Origin of the sequence: Labrenzia sp. 5N, assembly GCF_012395805.1 — a bacterium.
GTDB lineage: Bacteria > Pseudomonadota > Alphaproteobacteria > Rhizobiales > Stappiaceae > Roseibium > Roseibium algicola.
This window is the reverse complement of sequence record NZ_JAAZTM010000009.1, coordinates 123,901-147,076: the sequence shown is the minus strand read 5'-3', so window position 1 is coordinate 147,076 and position 23,176 is coordinate 123,901. Positions and strand designations below refer to the sequence as shown.

20 protein-coding genes and 1 tRNA gene are annotated in these 23,176 nt (G+C 61.0%); 12 read left to right on the top strand and 9 right to left on the bottom strand.

All coding sequences use genetic code 11. The annotated features are described in order from the left end of the window. Window positions 1-55: 55 nt before the first annotated feature. Complete coding sequence (locus HEP89_RS10460; RefSeq protein ID WP_209014600.1) at window positions 56-895, top strand: MBL fold metallo-hydrolase; 840 nt, start codon at window positions 56-58, stop codon at window positions 893-895. Window positions 896-1,028: 133 nt separating this feature from the next. Here the strand turns inward: HEP89_RS10460 and HEP89_RS10455 are convergent, their stop codons facing one another. Continuing rightward, entirely contained in the window at window positions 1,029-2,036 is a 1,008-nt protein-coding gene (locus tag HEP89_RS10455) for a Gfo/Idh/MocA family oxidoreductase (protein WP_168691979.1), read from the bottom strand. Window positions 2,037-2,300: 264 nt separating this feature from the next. Further along, window positions 2,301-3,209 (bottom strand): polyphosphate kinase 2, encoded by a 909-nt coding sequence (gene ppk2, locus HEP89_RS10450; protein WP_055659675.1) that lies wholly within the window; start codon window positions 3,207-3,209, stop codon window positions 2,301-2,303. Window positions 3,210-3,431: 222 nt separating this feature from the next. On the opposite strand from ppk2, the gene HEP89_RS10445 reads away from it, so the two are divergent. The 9 genes from HEP89_RS10445 to HEP89_RS10405 all read left to right on the top strand — a co-directional run bounded on the left by HEP89_RS10445 (window position 3,432) and on the right by HEP89_RS10405 (window position 12,403). Then, on the top strand, window positions 3,432-4,073 hold the full coding sequence (locus HEP89_RS10445) for a TetR/AcrR family transcriptional regulator (protein WP_168691978.1): 642 nt from the start codon (window positions 3,432-3,434) through the stop codon (window positions 4,071-4,073). 75 nt (window positions 4,074-4,148) lie between these two features. Next, window positions 4,149-5,756: a carboxyl transferase domain-containing protein gene (locus HEP89_RS10440; protein WP_168691977.1), complete on the top strand. Its 1,608-nt coding sequence runs from the start codon at window positions 4,149-4,151 to the stop codon at window positions 5,754-5,756. Window positions 5,757-5,760: 4 nt separating this feature from the next. Next, complete coding sequence (locus HEP89_RS10435) at window positions 5,761-6,186, top strand: ASCH domain-containing protein (protein ID WP_023002915.1); 426 nt, start codon at window positions 5,761-5,763, stop codon at window positions 6,184-6,186. Beyond that, window positions 6,183-6,704, top strand: a complete 522-nt coding sequence (locus HEP89_RS10430) for an O-acetyl-ADP-ribose deacetylase (protein ID WP_168691976.1) — start codon at window positions 6,183-6,185, stop codon at window positions 6,702-6,704. Before HEP89_RS10435 ends, HEP89_RS10430 begins: the two co-directional genes overlap by 4 nt. Beyond that, the gene (locus HEP89_RS10425) at window positions 6,694-7,023 is read left to right on the top strand and encodes a hypothetical protein (protein WP_023002913.1); all 330 of its coding nucleotides are present in this window, start codon (window positions 6,694-6,696) and stop codon (window positions 7,021-7,023) included. Before HEP89_RS10430 ends, HEP89_RS10425 begins: the two co-directional genes overlap by 11 nt. A gap of 3 nt (window positions 7,024-7,026) precedes the next feature. Further along, entirely contained in the window at window positions 7,027-9,021 is a 1,995-nt protein-coding gene (locus HEP89_RS10420; protein ID WP_168691975.1) for an acetyl/propionyl/methylcrotonyl-CoA carboxylase subunit alpha, read from the top strand. Further along, window positions 9,008-10,639 (top strand): acyl-CoA synthetase, encoded by a 1,632-nt coding sequence (locus HEP89_RS10415; RefSeq protein ID WP_168691974.1) that lies wholly within the window; start codon window positions 9,008-9,010, stop codon window positions 10,637-10,639. Before HEP89_RS10420 ends, HEP89_RS10415 begins: the two co-directional genes overlap by 14 nt. Window positions 10,640-10,757: 118 nt before the next feature. Continuing rightward, window positions 10,758-11,618: a hydroxymethylglutaryl-CoA lyase gene (locus HEP89_RS10410; RefSeq protein WP_023002910.1), complete on the top strand. Its 861-nt coding sequence runs from the start codon at window positions 10,758-10,760 to the stop codon at window positions 11,616-11,618. Next, a complete protein-coding gene (locus HEP89_RS10405) occupies window positions 11,615-12,403 on the top strand; it encodes a crotonase/enoyl-CoA hydratase family protein (protein ID WP_168691973.1) in 789 nt (262 codons plus the stop codon). Before HEP89_RS10410 ends, HEP89_RS10405 begins: the two co-directional genes overlap by 4 nt. Window positions 12,404-12,634: 231 nt before the next feature. Here HEP89_RS10405 and HEP89_RS10400 read toward each other — a convergent pair whose 3' ends face one another. The 7 genes from HEP89_RS10400 to hemC form a co-directional block, all read right to left on the bottom strand. Continuing rightward, a complete protein-coding gene (locus HEP89_RS10400; protein WP_035907952.1) occupies window positions 12,635-13,372 on the bottom strand; it encodes a hypothetical protein in 738 nt (245 codons plus the stop codon). A gap of 288 nt (window positions 13,373-13,660) precedes the next feature. Then, window positions 13,661-14,482 carry a response regulator gene (locus HEP89_RS10395; protein WP_209014598.1) on the bottom strand — a complete coding sequence of 274 codons (822 nt, stop codon included), beginning with the start codon at window positions 14,480-14,482 and terminating at the stop codon, window positions 13,661-13,663. A 743-nt stretch (window positions 14,483-15,225) separates the two neighbouring features. Then, window positions 15,226-15,301, bottom strand: a tRNA-Thr gene (locus HEP89_RS10390). Between the two features lie 200 nt (window positions 15,302-15,501). Continuing rightward, window positions 15,502-17,544, bottom strand: coding sequence for a heme biosynthesis HemY N-terminal domain-containing protein (locus tag HEP89_RS10385; protein ID WP_168691972.1), 2,043 nt, complete (start codon window positions 17,542-17,544; stop codon window positions 15,502-15,504). 77 nt (window positions 17,545-17,621) lie between these two features. Then, on the bottom strand, window positions 17,622-19,586 hold the full coding sequence (locus HEP89_RS10380) for a hypothetical protein (protein ID WP_209014596.1): 1,965 nt from the start codon (window positions 19,584-19,586) through the stop codon (window positions 17,622-17,624). A 120-nt stretch (window positions 19,587-19,706) separates the two neighbouring features. Beyond that, complete coding sequence (locus tag HEP89_RS10375; protein WP_077291581.1) at window positions 19,707-20,423, bottom strand: uroporphyrinogen-III synthase; 717 nt, start codon at window positions 20,421-20,423, stop codon at window positions 19,707-19,709. A 7-nt stretch (window positions 20,424-20,430) separates the two neighbouring features. Continuing rightward, window positions 20,431-21,357: a hydroxymethylbilane synthase gene (gene hemC / locus HEP89_RS10370; protein ID WP_077291580.1), complete on the bottom strand. Its 927-nt coding sequence runs from the start codon at window positions 21,355-21,357 to the stop codon at window positions 20,431-20,433. Window positions 21,358-21,450: 93 nt separating this feature from the next. Between hemC and tsaD the strand changes: the two genes are divergently transcribed. Both tsaD and HEP89_RS10360 read left to right on the top strand, forming a co-directional pair. Next, window positions 21,451-22,557 carry a tRNA (adenosine(37)-N6)-threonylcarbamoyltransferase complex transferase subunit TsaD gene (tsaD, locus tag HEP89_RS10365; RefSeq protein WP_077291579.1) on the top strand — a complete coding sequence of 369 codons (1,107 nt, stop codon included), beginning with the start codon at window positions 21,451-21,453 and terminating at the stop codon, window positions 22,555-22,557. Between the two features lie 103 nt (window positions 22,558-22,660). Continuing rightward, window positions 22,661-23,164, top strand: coding sequence for an NUDIX domain-containing protein (locus HEP89_RS10360; protein WP_023002901.1), 504 nt, complete (start codon window positions 22,661-22,663; stop codon window positions 23,162-23,164). The last annotated feature ends 12 nt before the right edge of the window (window positions 23,165-23,176 follow it).

Genomic DNA, 23,176 nt, shown 5'->3' with positions numbered 1-23,176 from the left:
CCCGAAAGATGCTCGAAGGTAGGTTTCTCCAAAGCACAAACACATGGAGACCCCTATGCTCGGCACTCTCGATAAATCCGCTTCCCGTCTTGCACTCGGCAACCTGACCGTCACGGCCCTGTCGGACGGTTATCTCGACATTCCCGCAGCCTATTTTTCCAACGTGACACAGACCGAACAGGACGCCGTCAGCCCGAGCACACGCTTTGGCGCCAATACCTGGTTGATTGAGACCGGCACCCGCAAGATCCTGGTCGACGCCGGATCGGGCGAATATCTGAAGGAACGATTTCCGGCCAGCGGCACGCTGACATGGCAGGCTCCGGAAAAGACCGAAGAGCGCGCAGCGGTGACCGATATCGTTATTACCCACATGCATGCCGATCATATCGGCGGACTGTCGCTGAACGGCAGCAGTCTCTTCCCGAATGCAGAGATCCACGTTCAGGCAGCCGAGTGGGACTTCTGGACCGACGAGGCCCTGCTGACCTCCGTACCGGAAGACAAACGACCGCTGGTGGGCCTCATTCAGGCGCTTGCGAAACCGGTCGGCAATCAGTTGCGGCTTCATCGTGGCGACGCCGACCTCGGTGATGGCATCACCCTGCTCTCAGCGCCCGGCCACACCCCTGGTCATCAGGCCTTGCACCTTTCTTCAGGCAACAAGGAAGCCATTCTGCTCGCGGATGTCGTGGTGTCCGATGTGCTGCAATTTGCCAATCCGGACGTCCGCTATGCGCTCGACAGTGACCCGGATCTGGCCGTGAAAACACGAAGGGCTCTGTTCGACAGGCTGTCGGCAGACAGGATCCCTTTCGCAGCGACGCACCTGTCTACCGACAGGTTCGGATGTCTGGAAACACGTGACAACGGTTTCGCTTTTGTGGAGATTTGAACACAAGGCGGCTTTTCAACCACGCCAAGACCTTTCGTGGCTGCGCAGGCCTTTGCGCCGCGGTCTCCTCAAAAAACAGGTCCCGGCTCGAGGCCGGGACCTGGCACTGCGGGAGGCAGGGTGTGCGAACGGCTTAACCGATGCTGACCCAGCCATCCTTTTCCGCCGACGCGAAGATAGCGTCGAGGATCTTCATGTTCTGGACGGCATCTTCCGCGCCATAAGGAAGTGGCGCTTCACCGGTGATCGCCCGGCCCAACACGTCCGCCAGTTCGGCATATTGATCGCAAGGCGCGATGATATCCGACTGCATCGCCGCATCGCCGAGCAGCGAGCCGTCGTCAAGCCGGATCTGGACAGCTTCGTCCTGCGGCGCGTTGAACGGAATGACGATTTCCAGCCGCTTCTTCGTACCGACCAGATGAATGCGCTGATAAGGCGTCAGCTGGGTCGAGACCGTGAAGTTGAGATGCCGGTTATTGCCGAAGTCGAGCAAGGCACTGGTCATGCGGTCGGTGCCGAAGGCGGGATCTCGGTCGATCAGCGAAACGACCCGCTGAGGTTCGGCATCGAAGAAATACCGGCCGGCCAGCATCGTGTAGCAACCGATGTCGAGCAGCGCCCCCCCGCCGATATCCGCCTTGTTGCGGATGTTGCCCGGGTCATCGTTGTAGTAGCTGAAGAAGGTCTGGATCGCTTTCAGCTCACCAAGATCGCCGGACCGCACGATCTCGCGCGCCTTGATCCACTGCGGGTGCGCTCGAACCATGAAGCCTTCGGCAACCAGCTTGTCCTTCGGCAGGTCCAGAAGCTGCTTTGCCTCGTCGGCATTCAGCGCGACCGGCTTTTCGCAAAGCACGTGCTTGCCCGCGTTCACCGCCTGGATCGTCACGGGCACGTGCATGTGGTTGGGCAGCGGATTGTAGATCGCGTCGATCTCCGGATCTGCGAGCAGCTCCTCGTATGATCCGTAGGCCTTGTCGATGCCGAGACCCTTCGCTGCTTCCTTTGCCCGGCCGAGATCTCGCGAAGCAATCGCATAGGCGGTGCCGGTCTTCGACCGCTGGATGCCCGGAATGACCTTATCAAGACCGATTTTCGCGGTCGAAACGATCCCCCACCTGATAGTCTTTTCCGTCATGCTGGCATCCTTCCCATGATTTTGAGGTACGCACGCCAGATGACATAAAACGATTTAACTCCGCAAGGGCAGAAAGGCCGGAGAAAGGCCTGCTCGCTGGTGAAAAGCTGATTTGAATCCGGCCTCATCGGCTGAACGCGGGCAGCATTCACACCAACCGCGTCCCCCCGAACAAGCGTAGCGGAGATCCGGGGAGACATCGAAGGTCTTTCACCGCGATTTCACATAGAAGCGCCGCGCCCGTGAAGGGAGCACTGTCGCGGCTCAGAATTTCTCCGGCACGTAGAGATGTTCCGGCAGGACCTTGCGCTCATAGTCGGAATTGTAGACCCGTTCCGGCAGCTTGATCGGGTCGTGCGGGATATCTTCGTAAGGGATCATCGACAGGAGGTGACTGATGCAGTTGAGGCGCGCCTGCTTCTTGTCGTTGCCTTCCACGATGAACCACGGTGCTTCGGGAATATTGGTCCGCTCGAAGGTTTCTTCCTTGGCTTTGGTGTAATCCTCCCAGCGCACGCGGGATTCCAGGTCCATCGGCGACAGTTTCCACTGCTTCAGCGGATCGTGGATGCGCATCAGGAAGCGGAGCTGCTGTTCTTCATCCGTGATGGAGAACCAGTATTTGATCAGCCGCACACCGGAGCGCACGATCATGCGTTCGAATTCCGGCACATCGTGGAAGAACTCCTCCACCTGGCTATCGCTGGCAAAGCCCATGACGCGCTCGACGCCGGAGCGGTTGTACCAGGAGCGGTCGAACAGCACCATTTCGCCGGCGGCCGGCAGATGCGGCACGTAGCGCTGGAAGTACCACTGGGTCTTTTCACGGTCGGTTGGTGCCGGCAGCGCCACCACACGGGCGACACGCGGATTGAGCCTTTGCGCGATGCGCTTGATGACCCCGCCCTTGCCGGCGGCGTCGCGCCCCTCGAAGATGATCACGATCTTCTCACCGGTATGCTGCACCCAGTCCTGCAGCTTCACCAGTTCGGCCTGCAGACGCAGCAACTCGTGGAAATAGGTGTTCCGGTCGATGGTCGACTTGTGCTTCTTCGCGGAGATGAAGGCGAGATCCTTGGCGACGAGAAAATCGTCGATCTCCATTTCCAGCTCTTCGTCCAGGCTGTCTGCCCATTCCGCTTCAACCCAGGTTTTTGCACTTTCTTCGGTCATCAATCGGTTCCTTTGAAATACATCCCGGAGGTACGCCCAGGTTCGTCAGCGCATTCAACCGGACGCAGAATGCCCAAGGACTGTGAACAGGTTATCCATGAAAGTTTTTTGACAGTCGCGCCTGTTCCCCTGTCATTCTTTCTAGCAGCAACGCTTTCGCACTCAAATTACCCTTGCAAATGAACGAACGTTCATTTATTTTTTGCGATAGGGAGAACCAAGATGGCAAGTGCAGCCGCAAGACCGCAAAGCCGATCCAGAACGGGCGCGAAAGGCCAGGAGACTGCCGCACGTGTGCGCAAGGCAGCCCTGAAACGCTTTGCCGCCAACGGTTATGCCGCTGTCTCCATGCGCGAAATCGCCGCCGATGTCGGCGTTCAGCCAGGCGCGCTCTACAATCATTTTCCGACCAAGCAGGACATCCTGAAGGACCTGATGCTCGCCCACATGGGCGAACTCCTTGCTGCCTGGGACGAAGCGGCTTTTCCGGCTGACATGGACCCGCTGGAGCGTTTTGTCCGCTTTCACATCCGCTATCACCTGGAACGGGCGGACGAGGTGTTCATTTCCTACATGGAACTGCGCAATCTCGAACCGGACAACTTCGACATCGTCGAAGCGGAGCGCCGCCGCTACGAGGGCATCCTGACGGGTATTCTGGAAACCGGCTCCGCTGAAGGCTGCTACAGCGTACGCGAACCGAGGGTCGCCACCCGCGCGATCATCGCCATGCTGACTGGCATTCCGAGCTGGTACCGCCAAGGCGGCCGCCTGTCGAAACTGGATATCGAAGAGATTTACCTGGACCTGGCGCGCAAGGCCGTTGCGCCGGAGAACCGAGACATTCCGGCCCCTCAGGCGTGAAACCGGACGCGTGGGGAGCAAGCAACTGAACTCAATCGACCGTCCACAAGGTTGATCCAAGGGAGACCGGGTGACATGAGCATCCTGAAATCGAGCCTATCGCCGAGAAGCGAACAGTTTGCAGCAAACCGCGCTGCCCACGAAGCGGCCATGGACACCGTCAAGGCAGCAGCCCAGACAGCCCTGGACGGTGGTGGTGAGACCGCCCGACAGCGTCATGTGTCCCGTGGCAAGATCCTGCCGCGCGAACGCGTCTCCCGCCTGCTCGATCCCGGCTCACCCTTCCTGGAAGTCGGCATGCTGGCCGCCCACGAGATGTACGAGGGCGCGGCTCCCGCCGCCGGTATGATCGCAGGCATCGGCCGGGTTGAAGGCCGCGAGGTGATGATCCTCGCCAATGACGCGACCGTCAAAGGCGGCACCTATTATCCGATGTCGGTCAAGAAACACCTGCGCGCTCAGGAAATTGCCTCGGAAAACAATCTGCCCTGTATCTATCTGGTCGACAGCGGCGGCGCCAACCTGCCCAACCAGGACGAAGTCTTCCCGGACCGCGACCACTTTGGCCGCATCTTCTTCAACCAGGCCAACATGTCGGCAAAAGGCATCGCCCAGATCGCGGTCGTCATGGGCTCCTGCACCGCGGGCGGCGCTTATGTGCCGGCCATGTCGGACGAGACCATCATCGTCAAGAACCAGGGCACCATCTTCCTGGCCGGCCCGCCTCTGGTGAAGGCCGCCACCGGCGAGGAAGTATCTGCGGAAGATCTCGGCGGCGGCGATGTCCACACGCGCCTGTCCGGTGTTGCCGATCATCTTGCCCGCGACGATGCCCACGCACTGGCGCTCGCCCGCCGCGCCATCGCCAGCCTCAACCGCACCAAGACCCCATCCGTCGCGCTGCAGAGCCCGGAAGACCCGCTCTACGATCCGGACGAAATCCTCGGTGTCGTTCCGGCCGATCTGAAAACGCCCTACGACATCCGCGAAGTGATCGCCCGCACCGTCGACGGATCGCGCTTCGATGAATTCAAGGCCCGCTACGGCACCACACTGGTCTGCGGCTTCGCCCATATCCATGGCATGCCGGTCGGCATTATCGCCAACAACGGCGTTCTGTTTTCCGAAAGCGCGGTGAAAGGGGCCCACTTCGTCGAGCTCTGTTCCCAGCGCAAGGTTCCACTGGTGTTCCTGCAGAACATCACCGGCTTCATGGTCGGCCGCAAATATGAAAGTGGCGGCATTGCCAAGGACGGTGCCAAGCTGGTGACGGCGGTCGCCACCACCTCGGTCCCGAAGATCACCATGCTGGTGGGTGGCTCCTTCGGCGCCGGCAACTACGGCATGTGCGGCCGGGCCTATTCGCCGCGTTTCCTCTGGACCTGGCCCAATTCCCGCATTTCTGTCATGGGCGGCGAACAGGCCGCCGGCGTGCTTGCCACCGTCCGCCGCGACGGTATCGAGCGCAAGGGCGGCAGCTGGTCGACGGATGAGGAAAAAACCTTCAAGCAACCGATCATCGATCAGTTCGAACAGCAGGGTCACCCGCTTTACGCAACTGCCCGGCTCTGGGACGATGGCATTGTCGACCCGCGCAAGACCCGGGACATTCTGGGCCTTTCCCTGTCGGCAGCCCTCAACGCCCCGATCGAAGACACGCGCTTCGGTCTCTTCAGGATGTGATCCGATGTCCATCGACGAGCTGAAAGCAAGATACCCCGGCGCCGAAACCTTCAAGTTCGGCGACAATGCGGACCTGTGTGCCCAGCTCATCGCCCTTGTCCGCGCCGGCAGGAAAACCGCCACATGCGGTGCCTTGCAGAGCTATGAGGACGGTGGTGAGGTCCTGCCCGTTCATGGACGGCGGGACATTGCACTGAACTGGGACGACACCCCCGCGCTGGTGATCGAAACACTGGAAGTGTCCGTCGTGCGCTTCTGCGATGTCGGGGAAGACTTCGCCCTGGCGGAAGGCGAGAATGATGACCTCGCCGGCTGGCGCAGGGACCATCAGGTCTTCTTTGAACGCAACGGCGGATTTGACCCGGAAATGGACCTTGTCTGCGAGCGCTTCAAGGTTGTTGAAGATCTGCAGCCGGAGCTCAAGCCGTGAGCAGGATCGAGACACACATAGGCGACATCACCCGGCTCGACGTGGATGCCATCGTCAACGCGGCCAACTCGTCGCTGCTCGGCGGCGGCGGTGTCGACGGGGCGATCCACCGTGCGGCAGGTCCGGAGCTCCTGGCCGAATGCAGGACGCTTAACGGCTGTGAAACAGGCAACGCAAAGATCACCAGTGGCTACCGCCTGCCCGCCCGTCACGTCATCCACACGGTCGGCCCCGTCTGGAAAGGCGGCACGTCGGGCGAAGCGGACCTTCTTGCCTCCTGTTATGAAACCAGCCTGCGTCTTGCGGCAGAAACCGACTGCAGAAGCATAGCCTTCCCGGCCATTTCCACCGGCATTTACGGCTATCCAGCCGGCAGCGCCGCGTCGATCGCGGTGGAAACTGTCAAACGGGTTCTGGAGGACCTGCCGGAAATCGAAACCGTCACACTGGTTGCCTTCGACGATGCAAGCCATGCCCATCTTCTGGCAGCACTCGGGAGGAAACCTCATGAAGGGTGAAGTCCGCTCGATGGTGGAATGCGGCCCGGATATCGAAGCAGCGTTCCGTGACCAGCATCCCGACATACAGCTGACGCAGCCCCTGACGGCCATCCTGGTTGCGCTCGACGAAGGCAATATCGACAAGGGCGACACCCTCTCCGTCGGCGGCCTGAAGGTGAGCGTGCTGGCAACCGGACGAAGCGCGCTCCTTGCCGACGGGAGCCGGAACTCCATCACGGTGTTCAGCGAGCTGCCCATACAACATATGCCGGATCTTGCTCCGGACCGAACTGCCGATACCCCCGGCGCACTAGTCACTCCCTGGGAGGAGAACTGAGAAATGTTCAAGAAGATCCTCATTGCCAACCGCGGCGAAATTGCCTGCCGGGTGATGGCAACGGCCAAGAAGCTCGGCATCAAGACCGTTGCGGTCTATTCCGATGCGGACGCCAGGGCCAAGCACGTTGCCATGGCTGACGAGGCTTTCCGTATTGGACCGGCACCGGTCTCGGAAAGCTATCTGAAGGCTGACAAGATCATCGAAGCCTGCAAGCTGAGTGGCGCCGAAGCCGTGCATCCGGGCTACGGCTTCCTGTCGGAAAATCCGGATTTCGTCGACGCCCTTGACAGGGCCGGCATAGCCTTCATCGGCCCGAGCGCCTCTTCCATCCGCGCAATGGGCCTGAAGGATGCCGCCAAGGCGCTGATGGAAAAGGCCGGCGTGCCGGTGGTGCCCGGATATCACGGCGAGAACCAGGACGCGGACTTCCTGAAGGAGCAGGCCGACCGGATCGGCTATCCGGTGCTGATCAAGGCCCGTGCCGGCGGTGGTGGCAAAGGCATGCGCCGGGTCGATGACCCGAAGGATTTTGCAGACGCCCTGAAAGGCGCGCAGCGAGAAGGCGAAGCCAGTTTTGGCGATGGCCGCGTGCTGATCGAGAAATACCTGACCAAGCCGCGCCATATCGAGATTCAGGTTTTCGGCGACAGCCACGGCAATGCCGTGCATCTGTTCGAGCGCGACTGCTCGCTGCAACGCCGCCACCAGAAGGTGATCGAGGAAGCCCCTGCCCCTGGCATGCCGGTAGAAATGCGCCGCGCCATGGGGGAAGCCGCCGTGACCGCGGCCAAGGCCATCGACTATTCCGGCGCCGGCACTATCGAGTTCATCGCCGACGTTTCCGAAGGCCTCAGGTCCGACCGGTTCTATTTCATGGAAATGAATACCCGGCTGCAGGTCGAGCATCCGGTTACCGAGCTCATCACCGGCGAAGACCTGGTCGAGTGGCAGCTTCGCGTGGCCTCCGGCGAAACCTTGCCAAAGCGCCAGGAAGATCTTTCCTTCAACGGCTGGGCCTTCGAAGCCCGGCTGTATGCGGAAGATGCGCCGAAGGGCTTCCTGCCCGCCATCGGCACGCTGGAGCATCTGGCCCTTCCGGAAGACAGCGCCCGGGTCGACAGCGGCGTGCGCTCCGGAGATGAAATCACCCCCTATTACGATCCGATGATCGCCAAGGTGATCGTCCACGGCCCGACCCGCCAGGCGGCACTCGGCAAGCTGCTGGCAAGCCTTGAGGCAACGGAAGTTGCCGGCTGCGTCACCAACGCCGGCTTTCTGGCGGCTCTGTGCCGCCATGAAGGTTTTGCCGCGGGCGATGTCGACACCGGCCTCATCGACCGGGACCTGACCCAGCTCATAGAAGAGCCCTCCATTCCGGTGGACGCCATTGCCCTTGCCGCTCTCACGGCGCTCGGCCTGACCAGGCCGGCAAGTGGCAACGATCCGTTCGACACGCTGGCCGGATGGCGGATCTGGAGTGCATCGCGCCAGTACGCACTGCTTGAAATTGCAGGCGAGCGCCGGGACGTCGAGGTCCACGCCCTCGGCCATCAGCGGTTCGCGGTCCAGCTTGAGGAAGGCTCACGCGAATATGCTCTGGTGAAGGTTGAAGGCGGTGCGATCACCTACGACTGTGACGGCCACCGTGCCCGCGCGGTCGTGGTGGAGGACCGCAAGGGACTGACGGTCTTCCTCGGCGGCCATGCCTTCCCGGTTGCCTTGCCGGACACGCTCAGCGCAGACGAGGAAGCCGGCGGCGCGGGCGATCAGCTGATCGCACCGATGCCCGGCCTCGTGAAGGTTCTGAACGCCAAGGCAGGCGAAGCCGTGACGAAGGACCAGCCTCTGGTGATCCTGGAAGCCATGAAGATGGAACACACGCTGAAAGCCCCGCGGGACGGTGTCATTGGCGAGGTTCTTGTTACCGAAGGCGAGCAGGTAACCGACGGCACCGTTCTGCTGGCGCTCGCGGAGGAAGCCGATGCTGCCGCATGACGCCACGAGTTATGACGACCTGTCCGGCAGGTTCCGATGGGAGATCCCAGACCGGTTCAACATCGGCGTTGTCATATGTGACGACTGGGCGGCACGCGAGCCGAACCGGGAGGCGCTGGTCTATACCGACGAGGACGGCAGCGCCACCAGCTACACCTATGGCGACCTGAGGCGGCTGTCCAATCAGCTTGCCAACCTGCTGACTGCCCGAGGTGTCCAACCCGGAGACCGGATCGGCGTCCTGATGCCGCAAAGGCCCGAAACCGCCTTTGCCCATATTGCGGCCCTGAAACTCGGCGCGATCACCATTCCGCTTTTCACTCTGTTCGGTGAAGAAGCACTTGAGTATCGGCTGAAGGATTCCGGCGCGAAGGCGGTGATCACGGATGCAAGCGGCGCTGCCAAGCTGGCGACCATCCGTGACCGGTTGCCGGAACTGACGACTGTCCTTTGTGCAGATGAAGACGTCCCGGGGGCAGAGAGCCTCCATCATCACATGGCCGGACACGAAGGCACATTCCACCCCTTCGACACAGGCCCCGATGACCCGGCAATCATCATCTACACCTCCGGCACCACCGGACAGCCCAAGGGCGCCCTGCACGGCCACCGGGTGCTGCTCGGCCATCTGCCGGGCGTCGAGATGAGCCATGATCTTCTTGGCCAGCCGGGTGACAGGATCTGGACCCCGGCGGACTGGGCCTGGATCGGCGGCCTGCTCGACGTTCTGATGCCCGCGCTCTTCCTGGGTGTGCCTGTGGTAGCGTGCCGGTTCAGAAAGTTCACCGCTGAAGCAGCCTTCCAGCTGCTGCAGGACCAGAAGATCCGCAACACCTTCCTGCCGCCAACCGCGCTGAAGATGATGCGTCAGGTGGAAGCCCCGGAAAACCGCTGGCAATTCACCCTGCGGTCCGTTGCCTCCGGTGGCGAGACACTCGGCGCGGAGCTGATCGACTGGGGCCGCCGCACATTCGGCCTGACGATCAATGAATTTTACGGCCAGACCGAGTGCAACATGATCGTTTCCAGTTGCGCCAGACTGATGGAAGCGCGCCCCGGCATCATGGGCCGCCCGGTTCCGGGTCATGATGTCAGCGTCGTCAGCGACACGGGCGAGGAACTGCCTGCCGGATCACTCGGCAACATCGCCGTCAAACGTCCTGATCCTGTGATGTTCCTGAACTACTGGAACAACATGGAAGCGACGAAAAAGAAATTTGCGGGCGACTGGCTTTTGACCGGCGACACGGGCATCAAGGACGACACCGGGTGGATCCGCTTCGTCGGACGGGATGACGACGTCATCACGTCATCAGGCTACCGCATCGGCCCGGGAGAGATCGAGGATTGCCTGATCAAACACCCGGCGGTCGCCATGGCCGGTGTCGTCGGCAAACCCGACAGCCAGCGTACGGAGATCGTCAAGGCGTATATCGTCTTGAAAAGCGGCATTGATCCGACGGACAAACTTGCCGGGGAAATCGCCGACTTCGTCAAGACGCGCCTTGCAGCCCACGAGTATCCGCGCGAAGTCGCTTTTGTCGACGCCCTGCCCCTGACCACTACCGGCAAGGTCATCCGCCGTGAACTGCGCGCCCGTGCCGAGCAGGAAGAGTGATCGTGTCAAACACCGTTTAACGAATGCCTCCGCGATTTGCCTGGTGCCGTCCCCCGGACGAAGCGCAGCGAAGAACCGGTCTCACCTTTAGGCCTCACGAGAAGCTAGAGAAGAAAACATGTCTGAATTCGTCACCCTGTTTGAAATGGGCCCGCGCGACGGTCTGCAGAACGAGAAAACCTTTGTGCCGACGGCCCAGAAGATCGACCTCGTGGACCGGCTTTCTGCCTGCGGCTTCCGCAAGATCGAGGTGACCAGTTTCGTCAGTCCGAAATGGGTACCGCAGATGGCCGACGCCCAGGAGGTGATGGAAGGCATCTACCGGCACCCGTCCGTGACCTATGCGGTGCTGACACCCAATGTGAAGGGTTATACGGCCGCCAAGAAGGTGTCGGCGGATGAAGTCGCCATTTTCGGTTCGGCCTCGGAAGGCTTTTCCAGAAAGAACATCAATTGCTCGGTTGCCGAAAGCATCGAACGCTTCAAGCCGCTTCTGGAAAAGGCACATGAGGACGGCATTCCGGTTCGCGGCTATGTCTCTTGCGTAACCGACTGCCCCTACGACGGTGCAACACCACCGGAGAAGGTAGCGGAGGTCGCCAAAACGCTGTTCGATCTCGGCTGCTACGAGATTTCCCTCGGCGATACCATCGGCGCCGGAACGCCGGAGACCATCGGCCGGATGCTGGACGCCGTGCTGACCGCGATCCCTGCGGACAAGCTTGCCGGCCATTTTCATGACACCAAGGGCCGGGCGATCGAGAACATCGAGGTCAGCCTCGAAAAGGGCTTGCGCACCTTCGACAGTGCGGTCGGCGGTCTGGGCGGTTGCCCCTATGCACCGGGTGCCAAAGGCAATGTCGCAACCGAAGCCGTCCTCGACCTGATGACCCGCAAGGGCTTCGAGACCGGTATCGACCGGGCAAAGCTTGCTGAAATCGCCGACTTTGCCCGCACCCTCAGGAGTGTTGACGCATGAGCTTCGAGACAATCTCCCTTGCCGTTGACGACCGGGGCGTCGCAACGCTGACACTCAACCGCCCGGACAAGCACAATTCGCTTTCCGCCACGATGATCGCCGAACTGACGGAAGTTGCCGCGCAATTGGCGGAGGACGACACTGCCCGTGTCGTTATCCTGACGGGTGCTGGCGCCAGCTTCTGCGCGGGCGGCGACCTTGGATGGATGCGCGAGCAGTTCGAAGCTGACCGCGAAACCCGCATGACTGAAGCGCGCAAGCTTGCCATGATGCTGCAGAGCCTCAACGAATTGCCGAAGCCACTGATAGGCCGCGTACAAGGCCAGGCCTTTGGCGGCGGCATCGGCATGATGAGCGTCTGCGACACCGTGATTGCCGTCGACAGCGCCAAATTCGGCCTGACGGAAGTACGTCTCGGCCTCATCCCGGCAACCATCAGCCCCTATGTGCTGGCCCGCATGGGAGAAGGCAAGGCACGCCGGGTATTCATGTCCGCCCGCCTGTTCGGCGCGGAAGAGGCCCGGGATCTCGATCTTGTGGCGAAGGTCGTGAGCGAGGCGGACCTCGATGCGGCGATCGAAAAGGAAATCAAACCGTATCTCTCCGCTGCCCCTGCTGCGGTAGCCGCCTCCAAGGCGCTGGCCCGCAGCCTTGGCCCGGAAATTACCGAAGAAATCATCGACGACACCATCCGCCGTCTCGCCGAGACCTGGGAAACCCCCGAAGCCCGGGAAGGCATCTCCGCATTCTTCGAAAAGCGAAAGGCGAACTGGGTCGGTTCATAGTTTGCAGCGGCTGATGCCAGTACCGGGTCTTCGGCAGATCGCCCCTCCTTCCGTCGGCGCCCCCACACGCCCTCATGCTGAGGAGGACCGTCAGGTCCGTCTCGAAGCATGGGCCAGGAGCTCCTGCGTGTGCCGCCCATCCTTCGAGACGCGCGCAAGCGCGCTCCTCAGGATGAGGACGAAGTTGTGGTCAGCAGACAGCCGAATGTGATGTGAGGTGAAAAACCGCCCTCAATGGCCGGCGCTGCGCCTGGCGTGTTCGATAAGGGCCGCGATACGCGCCACTTCCTTCTGTTCCGACTGCGGCGGTTCCTGCGGCGGGCCGCCGTACATGCGCTCGCGGCGCTGGCGGATCTTCTTGCGCTGATATTCACTGATCCCGTCAGGAAGCTCCATACCGGCCCTGTCGATGTTGATCAGCACCCGCTGCAGGTCCGGCACCAGTTCGGATGAAATGGTGAAGGTTGCCCCGTCCGGGCGCTTGAAGACCAGTGTCGTGGTGGTTTCAGCCCCATTCAGCAGAACCGCTGATCTCGGCCCCAGCGAGCCGATCGTCGACTGGAACCAGGCAGCCCATCCGGAAGCGTGCCACAGGCGGATGTCGATCTTTTTCAGATCCTCATACATCACCCGGACGCGCCGGCCGAACTGGGTGAATTCGAAACCGTTGCTGAAGAAACGGACCCAGGATGTCTCCTGTCGTGCGGACACGGTGAACAGCACCGGTGCAATCGAGGCAGGACCCAGGCAAAGCAGCGCCATCAGGGCTGCGCCTCCGCTCCAGTCTGCCATCCCGATGAATGCTATGGAAAAGAAAGCGGCACCAATAACAAACCCGATCATGTCGAGTACCAGAACCGGCGGATGACATACCGGCTTTACGGCACCGGACGGTACGTTCGGCCGCGGCAAGGCGGCATAGATCCCGGCGGCCGCGATAATGCAGAGCAGGCTGCTGAGCACCGACATGAAAAAATATCCGCCGACTATACCCAGCACGCAGAGGCCGAGAGGCAATATCCGGCGAAGTAATTCAAGTTTTGCTGTTTTGCCCACACCGCTCTCCATGCATTCAGACAGTGGAACCGATACGAACTAGGGGGAGACTTCTGATTCTTTCATTGAATCAACTGAAGCGTTTTAAATCAAGAATGCTGACAAACAATCCAGAAACAATGTAAGCGTTCGGCAAATGGTTCCCTCGAAATGCCCAGAAGAACCAAGAGGAACGATCAGCACTCGCCAGTCCGGCGAGCCTCACGATGCCTTGCGTTCTCGTTCCATGAAGCTGAACATGTTGCGCACCTTGCCGAATTTTGGCGTATCCAGCTCCAGGAACTGATGCATGAGCGTATCTATGTCCTGAGGCGTGAACGGCTTTTTCAGGAAACCGGATATCCCGACGAAGGCCGCGGACCGCTCCAGATAGCTCGTGTCGTTGGTGGACATCATGTAGATGCCGATCTTGCTCGACAGGTCCCGGATCGAACCGGCAAGCTCGATACCGTCAACATCCGGCATGTGAAAATCCGTCAGCACCATCCGGAACTTGCCCGATGCCAGTGTACGAAGCGCCGCCTGCGCACTGTCGGCTTCCGAGATTTCGAAGTCGAACCGGCTGGCCTCCAGAACCTTGCGCGTCAGTTTGCGCATCGTACCGCTGTCGTCGACGATCAGGATCGGATAGGTCATCGTCATCGTCATGTAAGTGGCGACGATCTCCGACACATCCTCCTGGGTGAAAGGCTTTTTCAGGAAATGATAGGCCCCCAACTGCTGAAGCATGTTGGCATTGCGCTCATCAAGGCCGCTTGAAATCGCAACCGTCAGACAATCTGCAGACTTCGTCTCGCTCATCGCGGCGATTACGTCCGGACCATTCAGCCCCGGCATGTTGATGTCGATGAAGGCGATGTCGATCTGCTTCTTCTTCAGAACCTCGACAGCGGAACGACCGTTATCGACGTTATCAACCTCGATGTACCGCTTGGAACGATGAACGGCGATACCGTTGTTGATGACTTCACGAGCGATGCCGCTGTCGTCAGCGACAAGAATGCGGATCATTTTATGCAGCAATTCTCATCACCTTGTGTGCGGCTCTCGCATCGTCACTTGAGGCCATGTCTAAATTAACAAGTACAATAAGGAAACAATTGTATATTTTCTGTTACTGAAGCTCGTCAGGCATTTTACAACCTTTGATATACATAGATTTACATGAATATTCATTCACTCGATTCCAAAATTCTTACAAATAGGATGTAAAGACCGAAACCTCATCTGGGAAAATCCCACAAAATATGAGGAAACAGGCGCAACCCGGCGTCACAGGATTCCCGCAGTCACATTATGGTTCAGTGACTTCCGTCGAATTGGAGCAACCTGTGGCCATCTTTTTCAAAACACGGGATCCAACCAGCCTGTTTCTGAAAATCAGACGAGACCTAAACAAGGATCTGTCGGCCGATACGATCGTCTCGTCAGGACAAGGGCGCCCGCAACATGCCACACCAACTCTACGTCAATTTGTAGCGTCAGAATTGGACAATCACCTTGCCTCTTGCAAGGACTGCCGACGGGCCATCAATGCGGCACTTCCCGTCCGACAAACAGAAATCGGATCAGCAGCAGGGCAACACAAGTTCGCCAGCATCAAAGCTGTCACTGCGACCTGTGCAGCCCATGGACTGGTGGCAGGGCCAACGATCGCACAGCTGTTTCTGAAGTCTCGTGACAGCTTGCTCAATCCGGAGGAAAGCATCAGAGGAAGGGATAGCCCTGTCGGGCGCACCAGAAGAAACAAACCTGGGCCTGGAAAGTGGTGCCGCTGAAGGGACTCGAACCCCCGACCCCATCATTACGAATGACGTGCTCTACCATCTGAGCTACAGCGGCGTTCTCCGGCAGATGCCGGGCATCGCGCGATTAGGCGCGGACACTCAGGTCAAGCCCGAGTGCGCCGCTAATTACCGGAGCTTGGCGTCAGATGCAAGAGCCTAAAACCGGTTCTTTCAGGAAGAACACATCTTCCCTTTTCCGGAAGCCAGGCAAACACATGCTCGTCAGCACATTCCGACTATCGCCGCAGCAGCGCTTCAGTTGAAAAAGCGCGGCCGCGGCGTCTTGGCGCTCTCTTCCTCGTCGTCCTCATCCGGGCCAGGATCGTCCGGCATCCGCGACAGGGGAAATTCGATTGGCCGGTTGAGATCCTCTTTGGAACTGCCGGACTTTGTTTCGCCTGTCTTGGCCTCCCCGGCTTTGGCTGCCGATGGCTTTGCATCCGCCGATTTCGGAGTTTCCTCAACCTTGGCCTCAGATGTTGCCTCTGGCTTGGAAGGCGTCTCGGAACCGTTCCGGGTGTCGGCCTTGCCGGTCGCACCAGCTTTCGCAGTCTCGGCATCTTTGCCTGTCACCACGGCAGGTTTGTCGCCTGCCCCGACTTCGGCTTTTGCCGCGGTTTCCTTGGCTGTCGTCTTCTCAACGGTCGCAGCCTTGTCCGAAGGTGCCTTGGTAGCCTCGGCGTCGGGCAGGTCCTTCAGCGCAGGGCTGTATTTGACATCGTCCGTCGTCCCTTCGTAGCCCTGCTTTTCAAGTGGTACAGAGGCAGCGGAAGGTTCCGCGGCGGCTGACTTGGCGATGCCGGATTTGACGTCACCCGTCTCGGGCCCCGCAGGCTTGGCACTGGCAGGCCTGCTGACGGGTTCGGCTTCCAGCACCACAGCGCCGTCATCCACATCTGCAACCGACCGAACCGGCTCGGCTGGAGTGGCGGACGGCAGGGCCGGCGCCTCGAACAGGCTGTCCTCAAGCAGCGGACCGTCCTCGTCGGACAGACTGCCCGGCGTTGCCCACTGGAACGCATCGAGCTTGCCGGTGACCGGTGACACCGGCTGCCATTCGGCGGAAATGATGCCGTCGGCCATCCAGACCTTGTCGAGCGGCGCACTGACGGCACGGGCCAGCCAGTCGCGTGTGCGGCCCCGGTCACCGTGTTCGGCTTCCTCCACTTCCGCCATCAGCAGAAACGCCTGACGGGTAGGTTCGGACTGCAGGACCTTTTTCAGCTGCTTGCGCGCTTCTTCGAACTCGCGCGCCTCCATGGCTGCGCGGGCGATGGCCAGCGCACCTTCGGGAGTGTTTGCCCGTTGTGCGGAAAGCGATTTCACCCGCTTCAAACGGTCGACAGCCGAATCGCCGGTACGCACATGGGCATAGGTTTCAGCCAACTCCGGATGCGGGAACAAACGCCAGGTCGCCTCCAACACTTTGGAGGCCTTGCGAATGTCGCCCCGGCGCGTTGCCAGACGAGACGTCAGCACGGCCGCCGGCACAAGGTCGAGTGCCAGGCCGTGAGCTTCCTTGGCCAGCGAATAGGCCCGTTCCGGCTCGCCGTCCTCCAGCTTTGTCGCAAGGGCCGTTAGGATGACGGCCCGCTGACGCCGATAGGTTTTCTTGTCCAGCATCTTGGCGGCGTAGTTGCGCTCCAGTGTCTTGAGCGCTTCGTCCCAATGGTGGGCAACCGCCTGGTAGCCGAGCACGGCCTTGCCGGCCCATTCCAGACCCGGCGATGTCTTGGCCGCTTCCTCCGCATAATGGCGTGCTGCAACCGGTTCCCTGTGCCGCTCGGCCTCGATGAAGAGGCCGTGCAGACCAAGCGCCTTGGTGGCCGGATCTTCGAGCATCGCCTCGAAACGCTGACGCGCTTCGTCGTCCTTGCCGGCAAGCTGGGCCGTCTGTGCAAGCAGCAGCTTTGCCGCGGGTTCATCATCCAGCAGCTTGTCGGCGTCCAGCGCGTAGCGGCGCGCCAATTTGGCGTTGCCCGTGCCCAGAGCGATCAAGCCCTGTGACAGCGCATTGTAGCCCTTGTCTTTCCGGCGGCGCCGAAAGAAGCGGCTGGCAATCTGCGGTGATTTCAGGACGACGCGGATCACCCAGACAATCGCCAGGAAGATCGCCAGGAAAATGGCTGCGGCAAGGGCAACAATCGCAGGCGACTGCTCCCAGATGTCCGTCCCGACCTGCTGACCGCCTTCATAAACCGGCCAGGAAATCTGGATCGTTCCCGGCAGGTCCGCCATCCAGGCAAAGCCCATGGCAACGGCAAACAACAGCGCGAAAAAGAACAGAACGCGGATCATTCAGTTCGCTCCCTGCGACGGCCGGCTTCTGCCGGCACATAGTTCCATTGACGGGCGGGCGAGTGGCCGGCCTGCATTCAGCTATCCTTCGCAGCAAGCGCGTTGAGCACTTCCTGCGAGGCCTTGTCCGTCAGGTCATCAACCTCGACGCGGGCTTCGGCGCGCGTTGCCCAGTCGGCAGCAGCAGCCTGTCCCTGTTCCGGCAGGTCCTTGTAGGCGGCAAGTGCCGACTTGAGGTCTCCCTTCCGGACGGCGTTTTCCATGCGCTGCAGGGCAGCGGCCGGCCCGTCGCCTTCACCCGAGCCCGAACGGCGAACGGTGAACAGCGACTGTGCACTGGTCATCAGGCTGTCGAGTACATCACCGGACCGGTCCGGTTCGGAAAACGTCTGGTAGACAGAGCGCGCAACCGGTGGGAACTGGGCGATCAGCACGGGCACCGGCTCGACACCGGTCTTGGCGTTGGCCTCCAGTGCAGACAGGTCGAGCCCGCCCGGCAGCCCCGCCTTGACGGCGGCCAGCTCGGTTTCATATGGGCGGCCGGAATCAACGGCCGACTTCAGCGCGGAAACGGACAGAGCCCTTGCAGCAACTTCACGCGCCGTCGCATCGCCCATCGTTGCCTCAACCGCGGCAAGGCGCGTTGAAAGCGCGTCCAGTTCAGAGCGCAAACCTTCCAGCGCTGCCGTGTTGGCCGCGCCGACAGACTTGATGTCGGCAGCCAGCGAAGACAGGGTCTCGGTTGCCCGTGCCTGGCTGTCGGCAAGGGTCTTCAGGGAAACGTCCGACGTCGATACGGCTGTCTGTGCTGCCTTCGCGGTCGTTTCGGTATTGGAAAGTCTGGTTTCCACCTCGGAAAGGGTCGTCTTCAGGTCCGAAAGCTGGCCCTCGAGCCCGGTTACGGAACCCGAAAGCTTGTCGGCTTCGGAAGATGTCGATGTCGTGTCGGTTTCCAGCTTGGCCAGGCGGCTTTCAAGCGGCGCCAGATCCACCTGGCTGTCGCCCTTCACTTCCTCTTCCAGCGCGGCCAGACGGCTTTCAAGCGGCTGGAGATCGGCTGGGGTTCCTTCGCCGGTGCCGGCCCCAGCCGAAGCAACGGTGCTGCGCAGTCCTTCGACATCCTGCTTCAGGGCATCGACCGCGGCACTCAGATCGGACGACGACGCATCCTGCAGTTTGGCTTCAAGCGCGGTGACCTTTCTTTCCAGAGCAGAAACAGCACCGGAACTGCCCTGGCTGGAGACCGAAGACGTCACGTCGCCGAGTTTTTTCTCCAGATCGGAGATCTTGCGTTCGGCGGCATTGAGCGCGCTGGTGAGCTGCTGGTTCGGCTCGGGCGACAGTTTGACGAGCCCGGCCTGATAAAGGCCGAAGCCGCCGCCAAGCACCAGGATACCGCCGATAACGGCCGCGATCAGAACGCCGAATGCCCCGACACCGCCGCGGTCTTCAGCGGCAGGCGGATTGGAAAAGCTGGTTGATCCCCCTGGACGGGAGCTGCTGCTTGTCGAGGAGGTTCCAGGCTGGCTGGTGGCAGACGTAGATGAGCTTGCCGGAGACGCCGGCTTGCCGGTCGCAGATGACGACCCGGTTGTGCTCGTTCCTGCGGGCTTTCCGGCTGTGGAAGACCCGGCAGCGGTAGACGACGAAGAAGAATAGCCTGATCCGGTCGAGGACGAGGTCGATGCAGACGAAGAGGGCGACGATGTGCTGCCCGAACTGCCAGTGCTGCCGGAAGACGTTGTATTTCCGGCTGACGTTGAGCTGCCGGACGCAGTCGTGCTGCCGATACCGCCTGTCTTGGCTGCACCTGCAGTCGTGCCGCCAGACCCCGTCGTGGCGCTCGTCGTTGAGCTCGTACCAGAGGCTGGCTTCGTGTCTGTCGGCTTGGCACCGACCTTCTCTGCGGTCAGATCGATCGTTACCGGCCGCTTGCTGCTGCCGGAGGAAGACGCAGTGCTGCTGCCCGGCTTGTCCTTGCCGCCGGTGCCGCTGCCGCCCGATGAAGATGTCCCGCCCGGGGATTTCTTGTCCGTCGTCATCTCATCTCCTCCTGAACCCTGCCGGTCCCAAGACCTTCACTATACACACCTCTTTGCGAAGCGGTACCGCCGCAGCAAAGACTTTTGCGCGCTGCAAAAGAACGACTCCCCCGGATCTGGTTAACACTGTGTTAAAGCCAGATCCATCAAGGCGCTTTCGTTCGGCGCAGCTGCAATACGCACCTGGCTTACCTCAAATAGGGGCTCGGCCGACTGCCGCGAAAGGGCATAGACAGGCAACCTGGAAAAAATATGGTCGAGACCGTGCCTGCGAACCAGCGCCAGAAAAGCTTCGGCCGTGCGTTTGGAATAAATGAAGACACCATCAAAGGCATTCTGGCGAAGGCCGTCAACCACGGCAGAAGGCAGGCTTTCCGCCGGCTCCATGCGGTAAAGCACGACGGTGCGACAGGAAATGCCCCCTGCGGCGAGAAGTCCCTCCAGATCCCCCGCCCGATCCTCGGCAGCAGGATAAAGGACGACCCCTGAGGGCAACCCGCTCCGATTATCGAGAATCAGCTGAGCCAGCGCAGCGATATCACCGCTGGCCGAAATTACACTTGAAAAGCCCGCTTCCCGGCAGGCGAGTGCGGTCGCGTCGCCCACCGTGAAAACCGGCAAGCTCCGCAAGGCATCGATCCGGCCCTTTGCCGACAGGACGGCGACCGACCGCCGGCTGGAAAACGCCAGCGCCGACACGCCATCCAGCCCGAATTGTGCAGACCGCACCTCAACGGTTTTCAGAACGGGAGCTTCATCGGCAACATGCCCCAACGCCCGCAGTTTTTCAGCGGTCCGCCGGCAATCCGGCTGGGGGCGTGTCACCAGAAAGCGCATGACCGGGTCAGGTTCCTGCCAGAAAGTCCGGTCCCATCCGGGTTTTCAGATCTTCCCCGACAGACCGGCCAATCCGCGCGGCCTCTGCCGCAGGCCCACTGCCCGATGCCTCATGCGCGGCCGATCCGTCCGGCTTCAGCACAATCCCTCGGAAGTGCATCGTATCACCTTCGAGCGTTGCCAGACCGCCGATGGGCGTGCGGCAAGACCCGTCCAGAACAGCAAGGAAGGCGCGCTCCGCATCAAGGCGGATCTGCGTTGCCGCGTCGTGAATTGCCGCCAGCATTTCAAGGGTAGCCTTGTCGTCCGCCCGGCTTTCGATGCAGATCGCACCTTGGCCGACAGCCGGCAGAAACTGGTCGGTTTCCAGAAGGCTGGTGATTTCCGCTTCCAGGCCCAACCGGCGCAGACCGGCAGCCGCCAGAAGTGTTGCGTCCACCTCGCCCTCTGCCAGCTTGCGCAGGCGTGTCTGCAGGTTGCCGCGGTACATCACCACTTCGATATCCGGGCGCAGCCGCTTGATCATCGCCTGGCGGCGCAGCGAACTGGACCCGACGACAGCGCCCTGCGGCAGATCGGTCAGGGTCTTTGCCTTGGGCGACAGGAACGCATCGCGCACATCTTCCCGCGGCAGGAAGGCCGTCAAAGCCAGACCATCCGGCAGGACCGTCGGCATGTCCTTGGACGAATGAACGGCAAGATCGATCCGTCCGTCCAGAAGCGCTTCCTCGATTTCCTTCGTGAACAGCCCCTTGCCACCGACTTCTGACAGCGGCCTGTCCTGGATCCTGTCGCCGGAGGTCTTGATGACCACGATCTCGAACGCGTCTTCGGCCAGATCATGGGCCGCCATCAGCCGGTCGCGGGTTTCGTTGGCCTGTGCCAGCGCCAGCGCGCTGCCCCTTGTTCCGATACGCAAAGGATTTGATTGCAAGGTTTACCGTCCAGATGCTACGCCCGGCAGAAATGACGGGCACCGATTTATGTCTTTTCGGATGTCCTAACACAGGCCACCGCACTTAGACCAATGACCTCAGTCAAAACAGATGACAATGCGACCAATCTGACGGTCCTGGGCATTGAAACCAGCTGCGACGAAACCGCAGCAGCGGTTGTGTGCGGCCCTGCGCACAAGAAGATCCTCTCCAATACAATCCGATCGCAGATCGACGAGCATACAGAATTCGGTGGCGTGGTGCCGGAAATTGCCGCCCGTGCCCACATCGAAATCCTCGACCGGATCGTTGCCGAAGCCATGAACGAGGCCGGTTGCGGCTGGGACGATATCGACGCGATTGCCGCAACTGCCGGTCCCGGCCTCATCGGTGGTGTCATCGTCGGCTTCATGACCGCCAAGGCCATCGCCATGGCAGCGGGAAAGCCGATCGTCGGCGTCAATCACCTGGAAGGCCACGCCCTGACCGCGCGCCTGACCGACGATCTCGAGTTTCCGTTCCTCTTGCTGCTCGTCTCCGGCGGCCACAGCCAGTTCCTGCTGGTGCGCGGCGTCGGGGACTATGAACGTCTCGGCACGACCATCGACGATGCCATTGGCGAAGCTTTCGACAAGACTGCCAAACTGCTGGGCCTGCCCTATCCCGGCGGCCCGCATGTAGAAAAAATGGCAGCCAAGGGCGACGTCAGCCGCTTCCGCCTGCCGCGTCCGCTTCTGGATCGCCCGGGCCTCGACATGTCCTTCGCCGGACTGAAGACGGCCCTTCGCACCCAGGCGAAAAAGCTTGAACCTGTCGATGAACAGACGATTGCCGACCTCTGCGCGGCCTTTCAGCGATCTGTGTCCGACGTTTTGGCAGCCCGCACCCGCTCCGCACTCGATCTCTTCCGGACACGCCACCCGGGTGTCAAACCGGCAATCGTTGTGGCTGGCGGTGTCGCGGCGAACCAGGAAATCCGCAACAGTCTTCTGGCTGCGGCAGAAGAGGCAGATGCCCGTTTCATCGCGCCGCCCATGCGCCTTTGCACCGACAATGCAGCAATGATCGCCTGGGCCGGTATCGAGCGGCTTCGACTTGGCCCCGTGGACGACATGAGCCTGTCACCCAGGCCTCGCTGGCCGCTGGATTCAGCCAATGCCGGTGTGCTCGGCGCGGGCAAGAAAGGCGCCAAGGTCTAGGGTGTGGACCTGTAAATCATCACTCAATTTCCCACCGACCCTTTTGCGCGATCAAAGACCCTGTTAGGAAACTTCAGCCTTCCAACAAGGACTGTTCTGAGAAATGCGCGTCTACCACAAGGCCTATGTCTACCTGACCTGCGGCACGGACCTTCTGGTCTTCGACGAACCGGACACGCCTCATCTGGGCCTGCAGGTTCCGGGTGGCACCATCGATCCGGGCGAAAGCTTTCTGCATGGCGCCATGCGGGAATTTGCCGAGGAAACCGGCCTCGAACTGGACGTGGCCTTTGATCATTTTTCCAGTCAGGATATCCCGTTCGAAACGATCCCTCCCGTCGGACAGTACCGGCCCGCACCCAACCGTCCGCTGCTTGGCCGACACATCCGCCGCAACTACCATGTCCGCCTTGGTGCCCGGCCGAAGAGCGAGTGGGAACATTACGAAATGCATCCCAGCAGCGGCGGCGAACCGATTCGCTATCGTTTCTTCTGGGTTGACCTCTTTGGCGAACGGGCAAGCGACGAGGAAAACTTCTTCGCCGCCTTCGGCGCGCCCCTCGATGCCCTGCGCAAACGTGTGACACGCCTCGCCAACGCGGCATAAACAACAGTTCTT